This is a genomic window from Buttiauxella warmboldiae, assembly GCF_003818135.1.
GTDB lineage: Bacteria > Pseudomonadota > Gammaproteobacteria > Enterobacterales > Enterobacteriaceae > Buttiauxella > Buttiauxella warmboldiae.
Map to the genome: position 1 here is coordinate 1 of NZ_RPOH01000095.1, position 21,315 is coordinate 21,315.

The following is a 21,315-nucleotide window of genomic DNA, read 5'->3' on the forward strand; positions in this document are numbered from 1 at the left end:
CCCTCTGCTGGGCTGTTGCTGAAATTTAAGGCTTTTTCTTCGGCCAGTCGTCTTCGTCATCCCACTTATCGTTAAAGTCACGATGGGGGGGAAGCTCAGGTTTGTTTGCCATATACTTCTTATGATCGAGCCGTTTCAGGTCCTTAATCACATTAAGGAAAATGCCGAGTAACAGCACCAGTACGATAATCCACCAGTAATGCGATAGCCATTCCATGCCAATACCTCTTTTGCCTTCTTACTTGACGTTGTAGCGGCGTGAGCTGCACTCCCTTACCCTCAAGTAAGCTCATCGGGATAAGCTCCCTGGCTGCCTTGCTACAACGCCAATTAATTTGGCGATCGTTAATGTTAATTGCGGCCCGTCAGGCGACAAGCTGCTCCATAATACGTTGGTACATACGGGCAAGCAGCTGCAGATCGGCGGCGTTAACACACTCATTAATTTTATGAATCGTTGCGTTCACCGGCCCCAGCTCTACTACCTGGGCGCCCATACGTGCGATAAAACGCCCATCGGACGTACCGCCTGTGGTCAATAGCTGCGGTCTGATTTCATTATAGTGCTCAACTGCATTCACCACCGCATCGACCAGCTTGCCGCGTGAGGTCAGGAACGGTTGACCCGAAAGCCACCAGTCCAGGGTGTAACGCAGCTGATATTTATCGAGCAGCGCAATCACGCGCTGTTTGATCGCTTCATCAGTCAATTCAGTGCTGAAACGGAAGTTGAACTGAACCAACATATCGCCTGGGATCACGTTATTACTGCCGGTGCCCGCCTGAACGTTGGCAATCTGCATGCTGGTGGCCGGGAAAAATTCGTTGCCTTTATCCCATTCGATGGTGACCAGTTCGCTTAGCATCGGCGCCGCACGGTGAACCGGGTTATCAGCCAGATGCGGATAGGCCACGTGGCCCTGCACGCCATGAATCGTCAGGTTGCAGGTCAGGGAGCCGCGGCGGCCATTTTTCACCACGTCGCCGACGACTTCGGTACTCGACGGTTCCCCCACCAGGCAGTAATCCAGCCTTTCATTACGCGCCATCAGCGTTTCAACGACTTTCACCGTACCATTTTTGGCGCTGGCTTCTTCGTCCGACGTAATAAGGAACGCCAGGCGACCTTTATGATGCGGGTACTGTGCCACGAAACGCTCGGCAGCAACCACCATCGCAGCCAGGGACCCTTTCATATCAGCGGCACCGCGGCCAAATAACATGCCATCGCGGATAGTGGGTTCAAACGGTGGGTTAATCCAGCGGTCGGCATCACCGGCAGGTACGACATCGGTATGGCCTGCAAACGCCAGCGTTTCGCCTTTTCCTCTCCATGCCCAAAAGTTTTGCGTGTCGCCAAAATCCAGCTGCTCCACGGTAAAACCGATGGCACGCAGCCGCTCAATCATCAGCGCCTGGCAGCCCGCATCGTCAGGGCTAAGGGAAGGGCGACGGATAAGCTGTTGCGTCAGCTCAATAACCGGGCAGGACATAGGACTATACCTCGTTGATAAACTGCTGATAGTTCGATTCATTGAAACCCAGCAGCATAGGCTGACCGGGCGCGTAGAGCAATGGGCGTTTGATGATTGCCGGCATTTCAAGCATCAGCGCTGCGGCCGACCGGGCATCAATAATGGTGGCGCGCAGCGCTTCATCGAGTTTGCGCCACGTGGTTCCACGGGTATTCAGCAGCGCCTCCCAGCCCAGTTGCGCAATGAAACTATTCAATAATTCTGCATTCAGCCCGTCTACGCGGTAGTCATGAAATTGATACTCTGCGCCCTGGGCATCCAGCCAGCGGCGCGCTTTCTTGATGGTGTCGCAGTTTTTGATACCGTAGAGAACGATCACGGGTTAAGTCCTTATTTTTTGATGATGATTATTTATGCGAAAATTAAGAATAATTAGAACGATAAAAAAGTCGCAGCGAAAAATATAACCCAGACCGATGACAAACCCCATGTGTTTCGCAAAACGAACGGAGACCATCAATAAAAAAGAGGGAAAACTACGCCTTTTCCTTCTTTGTCAGCAATCTCACCCAGTTGCGATTTTAAAACCCAGGGAATAGCCTCTTCTTTTGCCGGGGTGATTGATTTTTCACCCTGAAATCTAAGGCTAATTTCAAATCTCAGGGGGTTCGTCACATTATTAAATTACTGCTGCACTAATAATTACGCCGATACGCAGTCGACTCTCAATATTTGATGATAGCCAGTGAAGCCGCCAGTTTGTAGCGTTTCACGCCAGGGAAGGGATTACGTATAATTAAAGCAATGATAAGCGAGGCGGTTATGATTGAACGCGAACTAGGGAACTGGAAAGATTTCATTGAAGATATGCTTCGTAAATGATCTGACCAGCAATAATAAAGAACAGCAATTGACGTGCTTATTCTCAATACCCTTTGAGCCATGAAAAAAGCGACTCCTGAGCGTCGCTTTTTTCATGGTTAGCTTTCGCCGCCGGCTTGCAACGGGAATCTTCGCCGCACCAGCACAAAGAACAGCGGCACGAAGAATATCGCTAATACCGTGGCTGAAATCATTCCGCCCATCACCCCGGTGCCAACCGCGTGCTGGCTGCCGGAGCCTGCGCCGCTGCTGGTTGCCATGGGCAGCACGCCAAAGATAAATGCCAGCGATGTCATCAGGATCGGACGTAAGCGCTGGCGGCAGGCATCAAGCGTCGCAGCCACCAGCTCACGACCTTGTGCATTCAAGCCATTGGCAAACTCTACGATCAGAATGGCGTTTTTCGCCGCCAGCCCGATAACCGTTAATAGCCCCACCTGGAAGTAAACGTCGTTTTCCAGGCCGCGCATCCAGGTCGCCAGCAAGGTGCCAATCACCCCCAGCGGTACCACCAGCATGACCGAGAACGGAACTGACCAGCTTTCATAAAGCGCTGCCAGGCACAGGAACACCACCAGTAACGAAATGGCGTACAGCGCCGGAGCTTGCGCGCCAGAAAGCCGTTCCTGATAAGACATCCCCGTCCACTCGAGGCCAAAACCGCTGGGTAACTGCTGCACCAGGCTTTCCATCACCTGCATGGCGGTGCCGGTGCTCACCCCCGGCGCGGCTTCACCCACGATTTCTAACGATGAGTAGCCGTTATAGCGCTCCAGGCGCGGTGAACCGGTTTCCCAACGCAGGGAGGCAAAGGCGGAGAAGGGAACCATGTCGCCGCCTTTATTGCGCACGTACCACTGATGAATATCGCCCGGCAGCATGCGATATTTCGCCGCCGCCTGCACATACACCTTTTTCACCCGGCCACGATCCATAAAATCGTTCACATAGCTTGAGCCCCAGGCGGTTTGCAGCGTGTTATTGATATCTTCAATCGAGACGCCCAGCGCCTGCGCTTTACGCTGGTCGATATCGATCTGCATTTGCGGGCTATCGTCTAACCCGTTATGCCGCACGCGAGCCAGCATTTTCTCCTGGCCTGCCAGCTCCAGCAACTGGTCACGCGCCTGCATCAGCGCATGGTGTCCCGCTCCTGCATGGTCCTGCAATTCCATATCAAACCCGGCGGCGTTGCCTAAACCGCTGATGGCGGGCGGGCTGCTGGCGATAACGCGCGCTTCTTTAATCTCCCGGAAGGCTTTGGTGGCTCGTTCGATAATGGCGAACGAGCTGGCGGTTTGCGGGTCACGCCGATCCCAGTCTTTCAGGCGCACAAACATGCGCGCAACGTTTTGCCCGTTACCGCCGGGGCCGGAACCGATAGTGGTGAAGACTGACAGCACGTTATCTTGCTCCTGGGTCAGATAATAGCGCTCAAGCTTCTCAACCACTTTGGTGGTTTGTTGCTGTGTTGAACCGCTCGGTAATTGAATGGAGGTGGTAAATACCCCTTTATCTTCCTGCGGCAGGAAGGAGGTTGGCAGGCGCAGGAACAGCAAGACCATGCCGCCAATTAGCAGAACGTAAAGCAAAATCCAGCGCAGGCTGTGAGTCAGAATGTTCCCGACCCGCGCCTGATAGCGATCCGCATAACGATTAAAGATGCGGTTAAACCAGCCAAAGAAACCTTTCTGGCCGTGATGTTCACCTTGCTGCAGCGGTTTGAGCAGCGTCGCGCACAGGGCGGGCGTCAGTATCATCGCGACCAGTACCGACAGCACCATCGCGGAAACGATGGTAATCGAGAACTGGCGGTAAATTGCCCCGGTGGTGCCGCCAAAAAAGGCCATTGGCACGAAGACGGCGCAAAGTACCATCGTAATTCCGACCAGCGCGCCCTGAATCTGACCCATTGATTTACGGGTCGCATCTTTGGGCGACAGGCCCTCTTCGCTCATGATGCGTTCAACGTTTTCCACCACCACGATGGCGTCATCCACCAATAAACCGATAGCCAGAACCACGGCAAACATCGTCAGGGTGTTGATGCTGTAACCACACGCATACAGCACCGATAAAGTGCCCAACAGCACCACAGGTACGGCGATGGTGGGGATCAGTGTGGCGCGGAAGTTTTGCAAAAAGAGGTACATCACCAGAAACACCAGCACAATCGCTTCCAGCAGGGTTTTCACCACGTCAATAATCGAGGCTTTAACAAAAGGCGTGGTTTCGTAAGCGATTTTCGCTTCCAGCCCATGGGGGAAATATTGCGCCAGCTCCTCTATTTTGGCGCGCACGAGTTTGTCGGTCTCCATCTCGTTAGCACCGGAGGCGAGCTTAATTCCCAGCCCTGATGCTGGCTGGCCATTGTAACGGCTAAGAAAGTCATATTTCTCGGCCCCCAGCTCCACCTCTGCCACCTCGCCCAGCGAAACCAGCGAGCCATCCTGATTTACGCGCAGCGTAATAGCTTTGAACTGCTCTGGCGTTTGCAACAATGACTGCGAGTTAATAGTGGCGTTAAGCGCCTGCATATCGACGGATGGCGTCCCGCCCAGCTGGCCGACGGCAATTTGCGCATTCTGCGATTTAATCGCATTAACCACATCCTGCGTGGTCATCTGATAGCTGGTGAGTTTGGCTGGGTCGAGCCAGATCCGCATCGAATATTGCGAACCGTAGGCGTCCACGTCGCCCACGCCGTTGATCCGGCTTATCGGGTCCTGAAGATTACTGGCAACATAGTCAGCGATATCTTGCTTATCCATGCTGCCGTCGGTGGAAACAAAGGCCACCATTAAAATATTGGTATCGCCGGTTTTGCGGACGGTCACGCCCTGGGTTTGTACCGCCTGGGGCAATTTACGTAATGCCGACTGCAGCTGGTTTTGCACCTGCTGTACCGCCTCATCAGGATCGGTTCCCGCTTTAAAGTTCAGCGTAATACTGGCCTGGCCGGTGCTGCTGCTCTGGGAGGACATATACATCATATTGTCCAGCCCGGTCATATTCTGCTCGATAACCTGAGTGACGGTGTTTTCCAGCGTTTGTGCCGATGCCCCGGGATAGTTGGCGGTAATACGCACGTTGGGCGGCGCGAGATCGGGATATTGCTCTACAGGGAGCGAAAAAATGGCGAGCAGGCCGGTGAGGCACAAAATAATAGCCAACACCCAGGCAAAAATCGGGCGATGGATAAAGAAATTCGCCATTCAGTCAGGACCTCGTCAGTACTTCAGATTGTGATTATTGATATCAGCCGTCACTGTAGCCTTAACCGCAGGTCCAAACGTGGAGAAATTGAGGAGATATTGTAAATTATCTTCGCGCCCTGTGCTGCTGCCTTCGATTAAGCTGGGTCAGAAGCCCCGGCTTTCAAGGAACAGCACCGTTGCCGCAACGCGGGAACGCACCTGAAGCTTACGCAATAAATTCCGAATATGAACCTTGACGGTCTCTTCTGAGATATGCAGATCTGAGGCAATCTGCTTGTTCGACAAGCCGCGAGCCACTTCCTGCAGCACATCCAGCTCACGCTCGGTCAACACCGCGAAAGGGTCGTCACTGCGTTTGTCGCTGCTGCGGGTACGCAAATACTCGGCGACCTGCGCGCTGTATGCTTCACCTTCTGTCGCGCCACGGCGGATATCTTCCAGCAGCGCTTCCGGATCGCTGTCTTTGAGCAAATAACCGTCGGCGCCTGCGTCAATTAACGTGAAAATATCACTGCGTGAATCAGAAACCGTCAGCACCACGATACGTGCGCTAATACCGTCGCGACGCAGGGCGTTGAGGGTATCGAGCCCGCTTAACCCTTTCATATTCAGATCGAGCAGGATAAGGTCAGGAGTCAGGCGGTTTGCCATGCTGATGGCTTCCGCACCGCTGCTGGCTTCCCCTACGACACTAAAACCGCTATCCATCTCCAGCAGCTGGCGAATGCCGCGGCGCATTAACGGATGATCGTCGACAATTAATACCTGACAGACAGTTTGCTTACTCATAAGAGTCCCCAGTACTTTTCACATTATTATCATTATGGATTTATGGTTGTTTCCGGCAGCGCCTGTTGTGGCGGCGGTGCCGGAAAATTCATCGTAATCAAGGTTCCCCCCTGTAGTGGGCGGGAGATAGTCAGCTCGCCGCCTAAACGGGCGGCGCGTTCATGCATAATATTAAGGCCGTAGTGCCCCTCAGGCTCCGTCAGGCTGGCAATTCCGCTGCCATCATCAAGAATATTCACCGTATGCGTTCCGCAAAGCGATGTGCTACAGCTTACGGATATTTTACCCGCTTGCGCATGTTTAATCGCGTTCAGGACGCCTTCACGAATAATCTGCAGCAAATGCACCTGCTGCGGGGCATCCAGCGCCTGGGTAGGGATAGTACAGTCAAGCGTAATCAGGGCTGCCGTCTGCTGGCGCAGCGGGGCAATCATCTCCTGTAACGCTGCGGGTAAATCAGCTTGCTGAAGCGTCAGGCGGAAGGTGGTCAGCAGTTCACGCAGCTGGCGGTAGGCGTCATTCAGCGCCTGGGAAAAATCATCAATAATACGCTGGGCAGGCAGATTTTCGGCCGGGACAGCCCGTTTCAGCAAGGCCAGCTGAATGCGCAAATAGGAGAGCACCTGCGCCAGCGAATCGTGCAACTCGCGGGCAATGGTCGCACGTTCCTCCATCAGCAATAGCTGCTGATAGTGTTTTTGCGCCTGGTTGAAATAGAGGCCGCGGCCCAGCATATTCGCCAGGCTTTGCATCAGCGGCAGCGGTGGAACGCCTGCGGGAGCCTGCCAGCGCAGGTGGCCCAACTCTTTATCTTCAAGAATAATCGGCAGCGTTTGCCAGGCTCCATTATCCTGTTGCACCCCTTCCTGAATTTTCCAGTTTTCGCCCGTCTTCATCTCAAGATAATTGACCGGCGTTTTCTGGCGTACCTGTTGTAAAACGCGTTCAAAACAGTGCTGATCGATGGTGCTGACGGTGAGCGCCTGCGAACAGGCGTAAAGCACTTCCAGCGTGCGGTTAGCCTCCTGCAAATCGAGGGTTTTTTCCTGCACGCTCTCTTCAAGGGAGCGATAAAGTTTTTGAAGCTCCTCCGACATCTGCGTGAAGGTATGTGCCAGCAGGCCCAGCTCATTGGGCAACTGCGTATTGAGCGGCGGGTGATCGAACTCGCCGCGCTCTATGGCGCGACTGGCATCCATCAGGCTGTTGAGCGGCGCGACGACCTGCTGGCGAAAACGGCGCAGGGTGAAAAATACCAGCGTGAAAATGGCAATAAAGCCCACCATTGACGCCATCACCACCTCCAGCATTTTGCGCTCGGCGTAATGCTGAAGGGCAAGCACAAACAGGTCAATCTGCGCCACATAACCGACGATATTAGCCTTATACCAGTTCTCATCTGCCTGACGAATATGGCTTTCCATCTCTACCCAGGCGTGATTAATGGCCGCGAAGCGATCGCGAACCTCCGCGGGAACCCAGAATTTTTCGATTTTAAGCAGGGCAGGCGAGCGTAGCGACTGGTTATATTGCGCAAGATGCTGCTCCAGATTGAGGCGGTCGCCTTGCAAATCATACCCCAGGCGATAGCTCTGCATGCGCAGTGAACCCGCGACGTTTACCGCTTCAGCATCGCGTAAGCTGCTGGCGAGGGTCAGCATCGCGATGCCTGTTGAAAGCAGCGATAGCAGTACGATGTAAAAGAAGGCGCGGGCCAGGCTGGTGGAAAGCGAGCGTTTTACCGTCACGATATCATTACCCGAAGCAATAATTGAGAGCGAAACGTATCAGAAACTCAGGCTGCCACAAATTTTTGTTGCCTATATTTCGCTATAACTTGCAAAACAAGCCGCTGGAATTAACGAGGCTGCATTAGTGGCGTAACCATTACACAACAAAATGAAGTGAAACGATGTTTCATTAAACACGAAAAGAAATTGATCCGTACCAGGTTATTGTCAGATTTCAGGGTGAAATGGGCAAATGACCATTGCCAGTGGGTAGTTTGCCAGGTGATAACATCTCCCCATAAAAAAGAAGCCTCCTGTTTTTGATAACGGGCAAAGGGGTAACCATGAATCGTTTTGTTCTTGCCAATGCACAGCTTTGTCTCGGTTGTCATGCTTGCGAAATCGCCTGTGTGATGGCCCATAATGACGAACAGCATGTTCTGACCAGCCAACAGTTTCAGCCACGCATTACGGTCATTAAACATCAAGGGCGGCGTAATGCGGTGACCTGCCGCCACTGCGAAAATGCGCCGTGCGCCAGCAGTTGCCCGAATCAGGCTATCTCGCGTGAGAACGATAGCGTGCAGGTGAATCAGCAGAAATGTATTGGCTGCAAATCCTGCGTGGTGGCGTGCCCGTTCGGTGCGATGCAGATCCTGACCACGCCGCTTAATGATGGGCGATCGGTTAAAGCCAACGCCCATAAGTGCGATCTCTGCCGTGGCCGCGAAAATGGCCCGGCATGTGTGGAAAATTGCCCGAGTAAGGCGCTCAAACTTATCAACAATGAGACGCTTGCCGCGCTGGCAAAAGCTCGCCGTCTACGCTCGGCCGCTCAGGAATCGCAGCCATGGCACAGCACCACACACCAAGTGGCGCAACAGCAGGTATTCAATGCTGATTTAAGCAAAGTAAATAAAATGCGCGCCACGCCTGCCCGTCAGGACCCTGATAAAATAGAACTGACGTTGCGTAAAACAGGCTTTGCCGAAATTTATCGTAGCTTTGATAAGGCCCAGGTGGAAAGCCAGGCCGAGCGCTGCCTGAAATGCGGCGAGCACAGCATTTGTGAATGGACTTGCCCGCTGCACAACCATATTCCGCAGTGGATTGAGCTGGTCAAAGAGGGGCGTATTCTGGAAGCGGTAGAGCTGTCGCATCAGACCAACTGCCTGCCGGAAGTGACCGGGCGCGTCTGCCCGCAGGACCGCTTATGTGAAAATGCCTGTACCCTGAAAGATGAATATGGTGCGGTAACCATCGGCAATATCGAACGCTATATTTCCGACAAGGCCTTTGCCAGCGGCTGGACACCGGATCTCTCCTGGGTGAAGCCGACCCACCGTCGCGTTGCGGTCATTGGCGCGGGGCCTGCAGGTTTAGCCTGTGCGGATATCCTGGCGCGCAACGGCGTTAGCGCCACCGTGTTTGACCGCCACCCTGAAATTGGCGGGCTGCTGACATTCGGCATTCCGGCATTCAAGCTGGATAAATCGCTGTTAAGCCGTCGCCGTGAAATCTTCAGCTCGATGGGCATTGAATTCAGGCTGAACACGGAGATTGGCCGCGACATTGCCCTGCAGCAGATTCTGGAAGATTTCGATGCGGTATTTGTTGGCGTGGGGACCTATCGTTCGATGAAAGCAGGGCTGCCGAATGAAGAGGCTCCCGGCGTTTACGATGCGCTGCCGTTCCTGATCGCTAACACCAAACAGGTGATGGGGCTGCCGGAACTGGCGGACGAGCCGTATATCAATATGGCGGGCAAACAAGTGGTGGTGCTCGGTGGTGGAGATACCGCGATGGACTGTGTGCGTACCTCGATTCGCCACGGGGCAGAGCAGGTGACCTGTGCCTATCGTCGTGATGAAGCCAATATGCCTGGTTCCAGAAAAGAGGTTAAAAATGCCCGGGAAGAAGGGGCCATGTTTGAGTTCAACGTGCAGCCACTCAATATTGAACTGGATGATAATGGCCGGGCGATCGGCATCCGTATGCTGCGCACCCAGATGGGGGAGCCAGACGAGAAAGGCCGCCGTCGCCCTGAACCGATTGCGGGCTCTGAATTTATTATGCCGGCCGATGCTGTGATTATGGCGTTTGGCTTCCACCCACACGGCATGCCGTGGCTGGAAGAGCAGAACGTTAAGCTGGATAGCTGGGGGCGAATCATCGCCAGCGTTGAGGATAAACTGCGCTACCAGACCAGCAACCCGAAAATTTTCGCGGGTGGTGATGCGGTTCGCGGCGCAGACCTGGTGGTGACCGCCATGGCTGAAGGCCGCCATGCCGCGGCGGGGATCATGGAATATCTTAACGTTGCGCCTCAACGCCTTAATTAATCGGCAATTTCATCTCGGTTAAACATCTCTTCTTAAGCGTATCTTGCTTTGGCACTCTGCCTGGGCAAGCTATGTTTATCGCGTCTGGCGAACCAGTCGAGGGATATCGTTTGCGGCAAAAGCCCTGAATTCCCGATAGCTATGATCTTTTATTTGTCGGCATAAAATATGAGTTTCTGGGAATGATTTCGCGGAAATGGAGATAAAACGGAAGTTTTTTTCGGTTAAGCTGTAATCATGTTTTGATACAGCATATCGGCCAGACCGATGCTCCAGGAACTCTACCTATAATGGAAAACAATATCCCGCGACTGCCACATGATCCGCATATGTGTCGCAGTTATGAAAAAAAGACTCGTAGTCCACTGGCACTCTATTCAGAGTATCAGCGTATGGCTGTCGAGCTGCGGGCGCCGTTAGCAATGACTTACAGCCACTGGCATGGTCAGGTCGAGGTTAATGTACCGTTTGATGGTGATGTAGAGTATCTAATCAATGATGAAGTGGTGCGGATTAAACAGGGTTATATCACCTTGTTTTGGGCCTGTACGCCCCATCAACTCACGAACCCTGGCCACTGTAAACAGATGGCTATATTCAACTTACCGATGCATTTGTTTTTGTCCTGGCCGTTAGACCGTGAACTGATTAATCATGTGACTCATGGAATGGTGATTAAATCTTTATCAACACAGCAACTCAGCGTTTTTGAAGTTCAGCGTTGGCAGCGCGAACTCGATAGCGATAACGAGCAGGTTCGCCAGTTAGCTGTTGATGAAATTGCCTTAATGCTTAAGCGTTTTAGCCTGTCTGGTTGGCAGACAGTCCTGGTCAATAAAACGTCGCGCACTTTGAAGAATAGTATTTCGCGCCATTCGCAGTTTTACGTAAGCCAGATGCTTGAGTTTATCGCCACCCACTGTGACAAAATATTGACAGTAAACGCTATTGCTGAGCACGTTAAACTTAATGCGAACTACGCAATGGGCATTTTCCAACAGGTAATGCAACTCACCATGAAACAATACATTACTGCCATGCGTATCAACCATGTGCGAGCGCTGCTCAGTGATACTGATAAAACTATTCTTGATATAGCCACAATTGCCGGTTTTCGTTCCAGTAGTCGTTTTTATAGCACGTTTAATAAATACGTTGGCATGCCGCCGCAGCAATATCGTAAGTTGAGTCAAGAACGACGTCATCACTCATCCTGGGCAGAGGAATAAATACTCATAAGTAACTCCGAGTGTTATTTTTGGGATGAGGGCATCAAAGTAAAAATTAGCAATACAGTGCTTAAAATATAGAGCTACCCTGTCAAGGCCTGCAATTATATTGCTTAGGTGTAGGTGGGTTGTCGTAGGTGTTTATTTTATCTGTTCCACTATTAACAATTAACTATTGGATGGAATTATGAGATTAAATAGCAGTACCTCAATAAATAGAAGGCAATTGTCTTTTTTCTGGTCAGTTTTACCTATGGTGGTCATGCTGGGTGGAATCAGTATTGGATATTTTATCTTTTATCTTTAATATTCGTGCGGAGCCTATGATCCTGATAGGTACTGCGGCAGCTTCATTTATAGCTATAGCACATGGATTCACGTGGGATGATATTCTAAAGTCCATATGTGATAAAATATCTGAAGCATTACCTGTGATCCTGATTGTGGCGAGTATCGGTTTCTTAATTGGATCATGGATGGTATCCGGTACGATCCCGATGATGATTTACTACGGTTTAAAGTTAATTAATCCTCAGTATTTCTATATTTCAGCTTTCCTCCTCGGTGCATTGATCTCCGTTTGCACCGGTACATCCTGGGGTTCTATTGGTACAGTTGGAATTGCGATGATCGGCGTGGCAATTGGATTGAATGTATCACTTCCGATTGCAGCAGGGGCTATTGTATCAGGTTGTTGGTTTGGCGATAAACTCTCTCCAGTGTCTGATTCAACAAATATGGCGGCATTGGCTGCTGGCGTAAATCTGCATTCCCATATAGGGCATCTTCTGTGGACTACAGGTCCCGGGTTTATTGTTTGTAGTGTCATATATAGTTACATGGGGATGGGCATAGATGCATCTATAAGTACACCAGAAAATATTGTCAATCTGATGACGTCAATTGGTCATCTGTATAATTTTAATCTGCTCCTGTTATTACCGCCAGCTATTGTATTGTATGGTTCACTATCAAAGAAACCACCTATTCCTATGCTATTTTTGTCGACGATAGTTTCTATGATTCTTGCTTTAACATTTCAGGGGTTCTCTGCGTCCTCGGTAGGTGAGTCAGTTGTCAGTGGTTTTAAACTCTCTATGGTCGAAGGTGTGAATGTCGCTTCTCTGTCTTCCGATATATCCCGTCTGCTGGAAAGGGGGGGCGCAATCTCCATGTTTAGTAGTTTTGTTACTGTTTTCAGCGCGTTTAGTTTTGCTGGCGCGATGAGTGCGACTGGTTCGTTACATACCGTTATTCACGCTCTGACAAAAGGTGTAAAATCAACATTCCGGCTGGTGGCAACGACCATTCTCACGACATTCACCATCTGCGCATGTACGGCAAACGGCACATTGCCCTTGTTGTTATGCGGTGATGCCTTTAAAGATGAGTATAAAAAAAGAGGCCTTGCGGCAAAGAATCTCTCCCGTACAACAGAAGACGCAGGAACTGTTGTGGAACCGATTATCCCCTGGTCTGCTTCCGGTGTTTATTGTGCAACTATGCTGGGTGTCTCAACACTGGATTATTTACCGTGGGCAATCTTATGTTACACCGGAATTATATTTGCATTACTGTTAGCAGTAACGGGTATTGGTATTGCTAAATGTCAGTCAGATGAGACTTCTGAAAATATAGCTGAGCATCAACTTTAATATTAAATCAGCCAAGCTTTACCTTATTCTGAATAAATGTAAAGTAATTTATCTAAGGCGTGAATGCTGTGGCGGCTATTTTCTACAGATGAATTTGCCATGCGTGTTGTTTGACTTGAATTTAAAACGCCTTAAATTTTTAAAGACTGACTCGGGAGTTTATAATGTCTTTGTTTGATCGTGTTATCACAAGAGATGCTAGTTGTCGTAAATATGGGCAGTTGCAACAAATGTTCGGTACTGAAGATGTATTGCCTCTTTGGATTGCGGATATGGACTTCAGAACTCCGGAGCCTATTATTAGTGCACTGAGTTCTGTCATCGCTCAACCCATTCAGGGATATAATGTTGAACATCCTCACTGGAAGGAGTCAGTTACTGGATGGTATGAAAAAAGGTATGCGGCAGAGATTAATGAGGATTGGTTGCATTTTGTTCCTGGTGTAATAAAAACCATAGTCTTAACTTTGATGGCGCTAACCGAAAAGGACGATAATATATTAACTTGCACTCCAATATATGATCCTTATCCTAATTTTATAAAAACAAGTGGTAGAGGACTGATACAAACGCGCCTGATTGAGATAAATGGAAGTTATGAATTTGATTGGCATGATTTTAAAGAAAAAATAAATAAATGCAAAATGTTCCTTTTTGTCTCACCTCATAATCCTGGTGGCATAGTATGGGGGCGTGAAACGCTTGAGAAAATAAGCAGATATTGCCATGAAGCCGGGGTTATTGTCGTTTCAGATGAGGTGCATTGCGATTTAACATTGCCGGGTAAATCGCATATTCCTTTTTTTATGATAAATGAAGCGCTAAATAGTAAGTCAATAGTATTTACCTCAATCAGTAAGACATTTAATGTACCCGCTATACAGGGTGGGGTGGTCGTTATTAAAAATGAAGAACTGCGTAATAAGTTCTATGGTTTTCTGGATAACTGCTACCTTGCTGAGACAAATTCATTACAGCAGACTGCCATTTATTCCGCATATACATGTTGTGATAATTGGTATCAAGAATTATTGTCCTATTTATCTGACAATGTGAAGTTTGTCACAGATGAAATAGCAAAACACTGCCCGCTAATATCCATAGTTTATGGTGGTGCGTCCTATTTACTTTTTCTCAATGCTGAAAAAATGGGGCTCACTGATGAGCAGTTAAAGTTTTTCTTCGTTCATGAAGCGAAGCTCGGTCTTTCACCCGGTATACAGTACGGTCCTGGTGGAGAGGGGCACATGAGATTAAATGTCGGATGCCCGCATTCAGTACTGATGGAATCGATGGATCGGCTAAAACAGGCTTATAAAGCCAGGATGATAGGGCAGTGATACTGGTTTGACGTCATGGGTGGTGTATATCATTTTCCGGACTTCTACCACCCACTAACCTTTATACATTTTTAATGTGCGTAGTTCCGGGGTGAGTGTTTATTTTACAAACCGAATCCCTTTTTGATCCTACCCCAGCATTTACCCCTAAAGGGTGATGCCTCTTCTACCCCTTTGTCACATAACGTAATACTCAATAAAAAGCCGTAGCGAACTACGGAATAAAACAGCAGTGTTTGCCAGATTCAGCACCAGGGATTCTGACATTTGTGATGCAAGGATGTACCCGATGGCCGATTTTTCCCGACGTGGATTACTAACCGGGAGCTTTCAACGCTCCACTACCGCCTTCCGCCCGCCCTGGAGCGGGGATGAACAACATTTTCTGGTTGACTGCACTCGCTGTAATGCCTGCCTGTCGGCCTGCGAAACCCGAGTTTTAAGACGCGGCCAGGGGGGTTATCCGGAAGTGAGCTTTGAGCGTGGTGAATGCACCTTTTGCTACGCCTGCGCACAAGCCTGCCCGGAAAAACTGTTTCTCACGCGTGAGGCTTCCCCCTGGGAACATACGTTGTCGATTGGCGATAACTGCCTGGCGAAGAACAGCGTTGAGTGCCGGAGTTGTCAGGATATTTGCGAGCCGCAGGCTATCTCGTTTCGTCCGTCATTATCAGGCATCGCACAACCGCTACTTAACCACACCGATTGCACCGCTTGCGGCGCATGTATCTCCGGCTGCCCGGTTTCAGCCATCACAATGAGGCACGCAAATGCAAGCTAACTGGCACGTCGCAGGCCTGGTGGTTCAGGCGCATCCACAAAATATTCTCACCGTCAGCCAGGCATTAAACGAGCTGCCGGGAAGCGAAGTCGCGGTAAGCGATGCTGAACACGGCAAACTGGTCGTGGTTATGGAAGCGGCGCGTAGCGACGTGCTGCTAAATCAAATTGAGTCAGCACGCAATATTGCGGGTGTGCTGGCGGTGTCGCTGGTTTATCACCAGCAGGATGAGCAAGGTGAGGAAACACCATGAAACTCAGTCGTCGTAGCTTTATGAAAGCGAACGCCATTGCAGCTGCGGCGGCCGCCGCGGGTCTTAGCGTACCGGGCGTTGCCCGTGCAGTGGTTGGCAAGCAAGATGCTATTAAGTGGGACAAAGCCCCGTGCCGCTTTTGTGGCACCGGTTGTGGCGTGCTGGTTGGCACCCAGGATGGACGCGTGGTGGCAAGTCAGGGCGATCCTGATGCACCGGTTAACCGCGGCCTGAACTGTATCAAAGGCTATTTCCTGCCAAAAATCATGTACGGAAAAGACCGACTCACGCAGCCGCTGCTGCGCATGAAAGACGGTCAGTTCGACAAAGAAGGCGAGTTTGCTCCTATTACCTGGGAGCAGGCCTTCGATATCATGGAGCAGAAATTCAAAACCAGCCTGAAAGAGAAAGGGCCGGAAGCGGTGGGGATGTTTGGCTCCGGGCAATGGACGGTATGGGAAGGTTACGCCGCCGCCAAATTATTCAAAGCCGGTTTCCGTACCAACAACCTCGATCCGAACGCGCGCCACTGTATGGCTTCTGCGGTGGTTGGCTTTATGCGTACCTTTGGTATGGATGAGCCGATGGGCTGCTATGACGATATCGAGCAGGCCGATGCCTTCGTGCTATGGGGCTCGAACATGGCCGAGATGCACCCGGTTTTATGGTCGCGCATCACTAACCGCCGCCTGTCGCATGAAAATGTTGAAGTGGCGGTTCTCTCGACCTTCCAGCACCGCAGCTTCGAACTGGCAGACAACGGTATGGTGTTTACGCCGCAAACCGATCTGGCCATTCTGAACTACATTGCCAATTACATCATTCAGAACAACGCCATCAACGAGTCGTTCTTTAAGCAGCATGTGAATCTGCGTAAAGGCGTGACCGATATTGGCTACGGTTTGCGCCCCACGCATCCGCTGGAAAAAGCGGCTAAAAACCCGGGTTCTGACGCATCAGAGCCAATGAGCTTTGAAGATTACAAAGCCTTTGTTGCAGAGTACACGCTGGAAAAAACCGCTGAAATGAGCGGCGTGCCGCAGGACCAGCTGGAAGCGCTGGCGAAGCTGTATGCCGACCCGAACAAGAAAGTGATTTCTTACTGGACGATGGGCTTTAACCAGCATTCACGCGGCGTGTGGGCCAATAACCTGGTTTACAACATTCACCTGTTGACCGGCAAAATTTCCCAGCCGGGCTGCGGGCCGTTCTCGTTAACCGGCCAGCCTTCAGCCTGCGGCACCGCCCGAGAAGTGGGGACCTTTGCCCACCGTCTGCCAGCAGACATGGTGGTGACCAACGAGAAGCATCGTCAGATTGCGGAAAATATCTGGCAGCTGCCTGCGGGAACCATTCCGGCGAAAGTCGGCCTGCATGCCGTGGCGCAGGACCGCGCGCTGAAAGATGGCAAGCTCAACGTCTATTGGGTGATGTGTAATAACAATATGCAGGCCGGGCCCAATATCACCGAAGAACGTATGCCGGGCTGGCGCGATCCGCGCAACTTCGTGATTGTCTCCGATCCTTACCCGACGATCAGCGCACTGAGCGCGGACCTGATCCTGCCTACGGCCATGTGGGTAGAGAAAGAAGGCGCTTATGGCAATGCCGAACGCCGCACTCAGTTCTGGCGCCAGCAGGTGAAAGCGCCGGGCGAAGCAAAATCCGATCTCTGGCAGTTAGTAAACTTTGCCAAACGCTTCAAAACGGAAGAGGTGTGGCCTGCTGAACTGCTGGAGCAGAAACCGGAATACCGTGGCAAAACGCTGTTCGACGTGCTGTTCGCGAATGCTAGCCTCAGCAAATTCCCGGTGACTGAACTGGCAGAAGGCCAACTGAATGATGAATCCCACGAGCTGGGTTTCTACCTGCAAAAAGGGCTGTTCGAAGAGTATGCGGCATTCGGGCGCGGCCACGGGCATGACCTGGCACCGTTTGATGATTACCACCAGGCGCGCGGTTTGCGCTGGCCGGTGGTCGATGGCAAAGAGACGCTGTGGCGCTACAGCGAAGGCCACGACCCTTACGTGAAAGCGGGCGAAGGCTTCAGGTTCTACGGCAAGCCGGATGGTAAAGCAGTGATTTTCGCGCTGCCATATGAGCCTGCGGCTGAATCCCCGGACGAAGAATATGATCTGTGGTTGTCTACAGGACGCGTGCTGGAACACTGGCATACCGGCAGCATGACGCGCCGCGTGCCCGAGCTGCATCGTGCCTTCCCGGAAGCGCTGCTGTTTATCCATCCGCTTGATGCTAAAAAGCGTGATTTGCGCCGTGGCGACAAAGTGAAAGTGGTTTCGCGCCGCGGGGAAGTGATTTCGATTGTGGAAACGCGAGGTCGCAACCGTCCGCCGCAGGGACTGGTGTATATGCCGTTCTTTGATGCCGCGCAGCTGGTAAATAACCTGACGCTGGATGCGACCGATCCGCTCTCCAAAGAGACGGATTATAAGAAATGCGCTGTAAAACTGGCGAAGGTGTAAGGGGATATCATGAAAATCAAAGTGTTATTCAAATGGATGGCGGCATTAACATTGCTGGTCAGCGGCGCGTTATGGGCGGCAAATAGCGTCGACCTTACGTCGTCGCCGGAAGTTTCCGGTACGCCAGAAGGCTCGGTAAAAATGCCAAAACAGCAGGGACGTATGGCGCTGAACTATGTGAATCAGCCGCCGATGGTTCCGCACAGCGTTGACGGTTATCAGGTTTCCAAAAACACTAACCGTTGCCTGCAATGCCACGGCGTTGAGCATTATCGCACCACGGGGGCGCCGCGCGTCAGCCCAACGCACTTTATGGACAGCGATGGCAAAGTGCTCTCGAACGTCGCACCGCGCCGTTATTTCTGCCTGCAGTGCCATGTTCCACAAACCGATGCCCCGCCGATCGTTGAAAATACTTTCACGCCGTCTAAAGGCTTTGGAAACTAGAGGCCATTATGGATAAATCAACCCGTAAACCCGGCATTATCCGTCGTATATGGCAGTGGTGGCGTCGACCAAGTCGCCTGGCTCTCGGTACGCTGCTGCTGATTGGTTTCGCCGGTGGGATTATTTTCTGGGGCGGTTTTAACACCGGCATGGAGATGACCAACCGCGAAGAGTTTTGTATCGGCTGTCATGAAATGCGTGCCAACGTCTATGAAGAGTATATGCAGACGGTACACTACAACAACCGCAGCGGCGTGCGGGCGACCTGCCCGGATTGCCACGTTCCGCATGAGTGGGGGCCGAAAATTTTACGTAAAATTCAGGCCAGTAAAGAGTTGTATGCCAAAGCGTTTGGCTTGATCGACACGCCGCAGAAGTTTGATGACCATCGCCTGGCGATGGCGCAAAACGAGTGGCGCAGGATGAAGAACAACAACTCCCAGGAGTGCCGAAACTGCCATAACTTTGACTATATGGATTTCACCGCGCAGAAAACCGTGGCGGCGAAAATGCATGATAAGGCGGTTAAAGATGGGCAGACCTGTGTGGATTGCCACAAAGGGATTGCGCACAAACTTCCCGATATGAGCGAAGTGAAAAACGGTTTCTGATAGTTAACCCCCTCATCCTAACCTTCTCCCCAGGGAGAAGGGACGGGCTCGGTTTTCTCCCTCTCCCGGGGGAGGAGCCAGGGTGAGGGCAATCAAATTGACGCCACGCCACATACAAGCCTATGATTATCGACTCCCCTAACGCATTGTGGAGATGGTATGCCCGTCAAAATCGAAGTCATCAAAGATAAGATCCTGTCAGATAATTACTTCATCCTGCGCAATATCACCTACGATCTATACCGTAACGAAGCTGAAGCCATTCGCCACAAGCGTGAAGTTTACGATCGCGGTAACGGCGCCACCATGCTGCTGTATAACCGTGAGAAAAAAACCGTGGTGCTGACGCGCCAGTTCCGCGTGGCAACCTGGGTGAATGGCAATCCGGACGGCATGTTGATTGAGACCTGCGCTGGGTTATTAGATGCCGATGAGCCGGAAGTCTGTGCCCGTAAGGAAGCGGTTGAAGAGACGGGCTATGAGGTGGGGGAAGTCGAAAAAGTCTTCGAGCTCTATATGTCTCCAGGCGGCGTGACCGAGCTTATTTACTTCTATATAGCCGAATACAGCGACGCCCAGCGCGGACATGCGGGCGGCGGCATTGATGATGAAGATATTGAGGTACTGGAACTCCCTTTTACCCGGGCGCTGGAAATGGTGGCAAAGGGTGAAATTCGTGACGGAAAGACGGTAATTTTATTACAGCAGTTGCAATTACGCGGGGTTATGGTTTAAATCATTTAAATTCAATTGGTTACGGGTGATCGTTTTTTGACAAATCTATCCGATAAATCCGATTGAGCGCAAACGTTAACCAGACGAAGATATCGCCACTTTTGTATGTGATTTCTCTTCGTCTTCTCAGGATGTGTGCCGCCAATGTTTCTGCGCCAGGAATCGCTGTTTCTGTTTTTATTCTTTATAGCGAGCGCTGGTTTCGCGGCCCCGGCACAAAAATCTTTCTCCGACTGGCAAGTTACCTGCAATAACCAAAATTTTTGTTCATCCCGTAACACCGGGCTGCATCAAGGCTTAGTGATGACACTAACCCGCAGCGCCGGGGCGCATACCGATGCGACGCTGCGAATTGACCTTGGCAACATGACCACCGCTGAAGCTAAAACGCCGCCGATTGCACCACGCTTAGCGGTGGACGGCGAGCCGCTGCGGCTTGATTTAGCCAAATGGCAGGAAACGCCGCACCATCTTAAAACGAGCGATGCCGATTCTATTAATGGCTTCCTGGAACAGGTCGCCAATGCCGGAGCGATTACCCTTGCTCAGGGGCAGGGTAATATCTCGCTAAGCGGCCTGAAAGCAGCGCTGTTGTTTATCGATAGCCAGCAACAGCGCGTGGGAAGCGAAACGGCCTGGATTAAGAAAGGCGACGATCCGCCGCTCAGCGTGCCGCCTGCGCCAGCGCTGAAAGAGGTGGCGCTGACTAACCCAACTCCGACACCGCTGACGCAGGGCGAACTAAGCGATCTGCTGGATTACGGCACCTGGCGCATGAATAACAGCCAGTGTTCGTTAGATCCTGCCCGTCGCGAAGTCCGGGTTTTTGCGCTTAGCGATGATAAAGCTTTATTACTGACCGGCTGCGAAGCAGGGGCTTATAACGTTGTCGATTTAGGCTGGATCGTCTCACGCCAGAAGCCCTTCGCCGCACGGCAGATTCGCTTAAAACTGCCCTTTAAGCCGGGTAGCGGAAACAACGAGCTTGAACTGATGAATGCCGGTTATGACGAAAATAACAAAGAGCTGACCACGCTTGCCAAAGGGCGCGGTATCGGTGACTGCGGAGTAGCGACGCGCTGGCGTTTTGACGGCCAGCGTTTCCGCCTGGTGCGCTATGCCGAGGAACCCGCGTGCGACCTGTGGAACGGCAGTGCATCATGGCCCACGCTATGGGTGACTAAATAAATCGTAGGGTAAATCCACCCTTATCCCTGCGGGAGGAGGTGCAGGTCTTTCCCCCTCTCCTGGGCTGTCTCTTAGTCATATATTTATGAGCATCAGCAACACTGAGGCTAACGCCTTTCTCATGCTTACCGCGACGTCCTTGTTCCCGGCTTCAATC

The 21,315-nt window shown here is 51.4% G+C and carries 18 protein-coding genes; 12 read left to right on the forward strand and 6 right to left on the reverse strand.

Translation table 11 applies throughout. The annotated features are described in order from the left end of the window. Positions 1-25: 25 nt before the first annotated feature. From EHN07_RS18820 to EHN07_RS18835, 3 genes are all read right to left on the reverse strand, one after another. Entirely contained in the window at positions 26-217 is a 192-nt protein-coding gene (locus EHN07_RS18820; protein ID WP_124025542.1) for a YpfN family protein, read from the reverse strand. Positions 218-365: 148 nt separating this feature from the next. Further along, positions 366-1,493 (reverse strand): succinyl-diaminopimelate desuccinylase, encoded by a 1,128-nt coding sequence (dapE, locus tag EHN07_RS18830; RefSeq protein ID WP_124025544.1) that lies wholly within the window; start codon positions 1,491-1,493, stop codon positions 366-368. A 4-nt stretch (positions 1,494-1,497) separates the two neighbouring features. After that, a complete protein-coding gene (locus EHN07_RS18835) occupies positions 1,498-1,854 on the reverse strand; it encodes an ArsC family reductase (RefSeq protein ID WP_124025545.1) in 357 nt (118 codons plus the stop codon). Between the two features lie 443 nt (positions 1,855-2,297). Here EHN07_RS18835 and ypfM point away from each other — a divergent pair, with 443 nt between their 5' ends. After that, positions 2,298-2,357 carry a protein YpfM gene (gene ypfM / locus EHN07_RS18840; protein WP_100780840.1) on the forward strand — a complete coding sequence of 20 codons (60 nt, stop codon included), beginning with the start codon at positions 2,298-2,300 and terminating at the stop codon, positions 2,355-2,357. A 98-nt stretch (positions 2,358-2,455) separates the two neighbouring features. On the opposite strand, the gene acrD is transcribed toward ypfM, so the two are convergent. The 3 genes from acrD to narQ all read right to left on the reverse strand — a co-directional run bounded on the left by acrD (position 2,456) and on the right by narQ (position 8,112). Further along, positions 2,456-5,572: a multidrug efflux RND transporter permease AcrD gene (gene acrD / locus EHN07_RS18845; protein WP_124025546.1), complete on the reverse strand. Its 3,117-nt coding sequence runs from the start codon at positions 5,570-5,572 to the stop codon at positions 2,456-2,458. A gap of 147 nt (positions 5,573-5,719) precedes the next feature. After that, positions 5,720-6,364 carry a nitrate/nitrite response regulator protein NarP gene (gene narP / locus EHN07_RS18850; protein ID WP_124025547.1) on the reverse strand — a complete coding sequence of 215 codons (645 nt, stop codon included), beginning with the start codon at positions 6,362-6,364 and terminating at the stop codon, positions 5,720-5,722. A 32-nt stretch (positions 6,365-6,396) separates the two neighbouring features. Continuing rightward, on the reverse strand, positions 6,397-8,112 hold the full coding sequence (gene narQ, locus EHN07_RS18855) for a nitrate/nitrite two-component system sensor histidine kinase NarQ (RefSeq protein WP_124025548.1): 1,716 nt from the start codon (positions 8,110-8,112) through the stop codon (positions 6,397-6,399). 326 nt (positions 8,113-8,438) lie between these two features. Here narQ and aegA point away from each other — a divergent pair, with 326 nt between their 5' ends. The 11 genes from aegA (at position 8,439) to EHN07_RS18910 (ending at position 21,158) form a co-directional block, all read left to right on the forward strand. Next, the gene (gene aegA / locus EHN07_RS18860; RefSeq protein ID WP_124025549.1) at positions 8,439-10,436 is read left to right on the forward strand and encodes a formate-dependent uric acid utilization protein AegA; all 1,998 of its coding nucleotides are present in this window, start codon (positions 8,439-8,441) and stop codon (positions 10,434-10,436) included. Positions 10,437-10,726: 290 nt separating this feature from the next. Then, a complete protein-coding gene (gene melR / locus EHN07_RS18865; protein WP_167467338.1) occupies positions 10,727-11,665 on the forward strand; it encodes a transcriptional regulator MelR in 939 nt (312 codons plus the stop codon). A 281-nt stretch (positions 11,666-11,946) separates the two neighbouring features. Next, a complete protein-coding gene (nhaC, locus tag EHN07_RS18870) occupies positions 11,947-13,320 on the forward strand; it encodes a Na+/H+ antiporter NhaC (RefSeq protein WP_244202433.1) in 1,374 nt (457 codons plus the stop codon). Between the two features lie 164 nt (positions 13,321-13,484). Next, positions 13,485-14,660 carry a MalY/PatB family protein gene (locus EHN07_RS18875; protein WP_124025550.1) on the forward strand — a complete coding sequence of 392 codons (1,176 nt, stop codon included), beginning with the start codon at positions 13,485-13,487 and terminating at the stop codon, positions 14,658-14,660. Between the two features lie 289 nt (positions 14,661-14,949). Further along, complete coding sequence (gene napF, locus EHN07_RS18880) at positions 14,950-15,441, forward strand: ferredoxin-type protein NapF (protein WP_124025551.1); 492 nt, start codon at positions 14,950-14,952, stop codon at positions 15,439-15,441. Continuing rightward, on the forward strand, positions 15,431-15,694 hold the full coding sequence (gene napD / locus EHN07_RS18885) for a chaperone NapD (RefSeq protein WP_124025552.1): 264 nt from the start codon (positions 15,431-15,433) through the stop codon (positions 15,692-15,694). The genes napF and napD overlap by 11 nt, the downstream gene beginning before the upstream one ends. Next, entirely contained in the window at positions 15,691-18,177 is a 2,487-nt protein-coding gene (gene napA, locus EHN07_RS18890; protein WP_124025553.1) for a nitrate reductase catalytic subunit NapA, read from the forward strand. The genes napD and napA overlap by 4 nt, the downstream gene beginning before the upstream one ends. Positions 18,178-18,186: 9 nt before the next feature. Then, a complete protein-coding gene (gene napB, locus EHN07_RS18895; protein ID WP_124025554.1) occupies positions 18,187-18,624 on the forward strand; it encodes a nitrate reductase cytochrome c-type subunit in 438 nt (145 codons plus the stop codon). A gap of 8 nt (positions 18,625-18,632) precedes the next feature. After that, positions 18,633-19,235, forward strand: a complete 603-nt coding sequence (gene napC, locus EHN07_RS18900) for a cytochrome c-type protein NapC (RefSeq protein WP_124025555.1) — start codon at positions 18,633-18,635, stop codon at positions 19,233-19,235. 159 nt (positions 19,236-19,394) lie between these two features. Next, positions 19,395-19,970: a GDP-mannose pyrophosphatase NudK gene (gene nudK / locus EHN07_RS18905; protein ID WP_124025556.1), complete on the forward strand. Its 576-nt coding sequence runs from the start codon at positions 19,395-19,397 to the stop codon at positions 19,968-19,970. Between the two features lie 144 nt (positions 19,971-20,114). Further along, the gene (locus tag EHN07_RS18910; protein ID WP_124025558.1) at positions 20,115-21,158 is read left to right on the forward strand and encodes a DUF1176 domain-containing protein; all 1,044 of its coding nucleotides are present in this window, start codon (positions 20,115-20,117) and stop codon (positions 21,156-21,158) included. Positions 21,159-21,315: the final 157 nt, after the last annotated feature.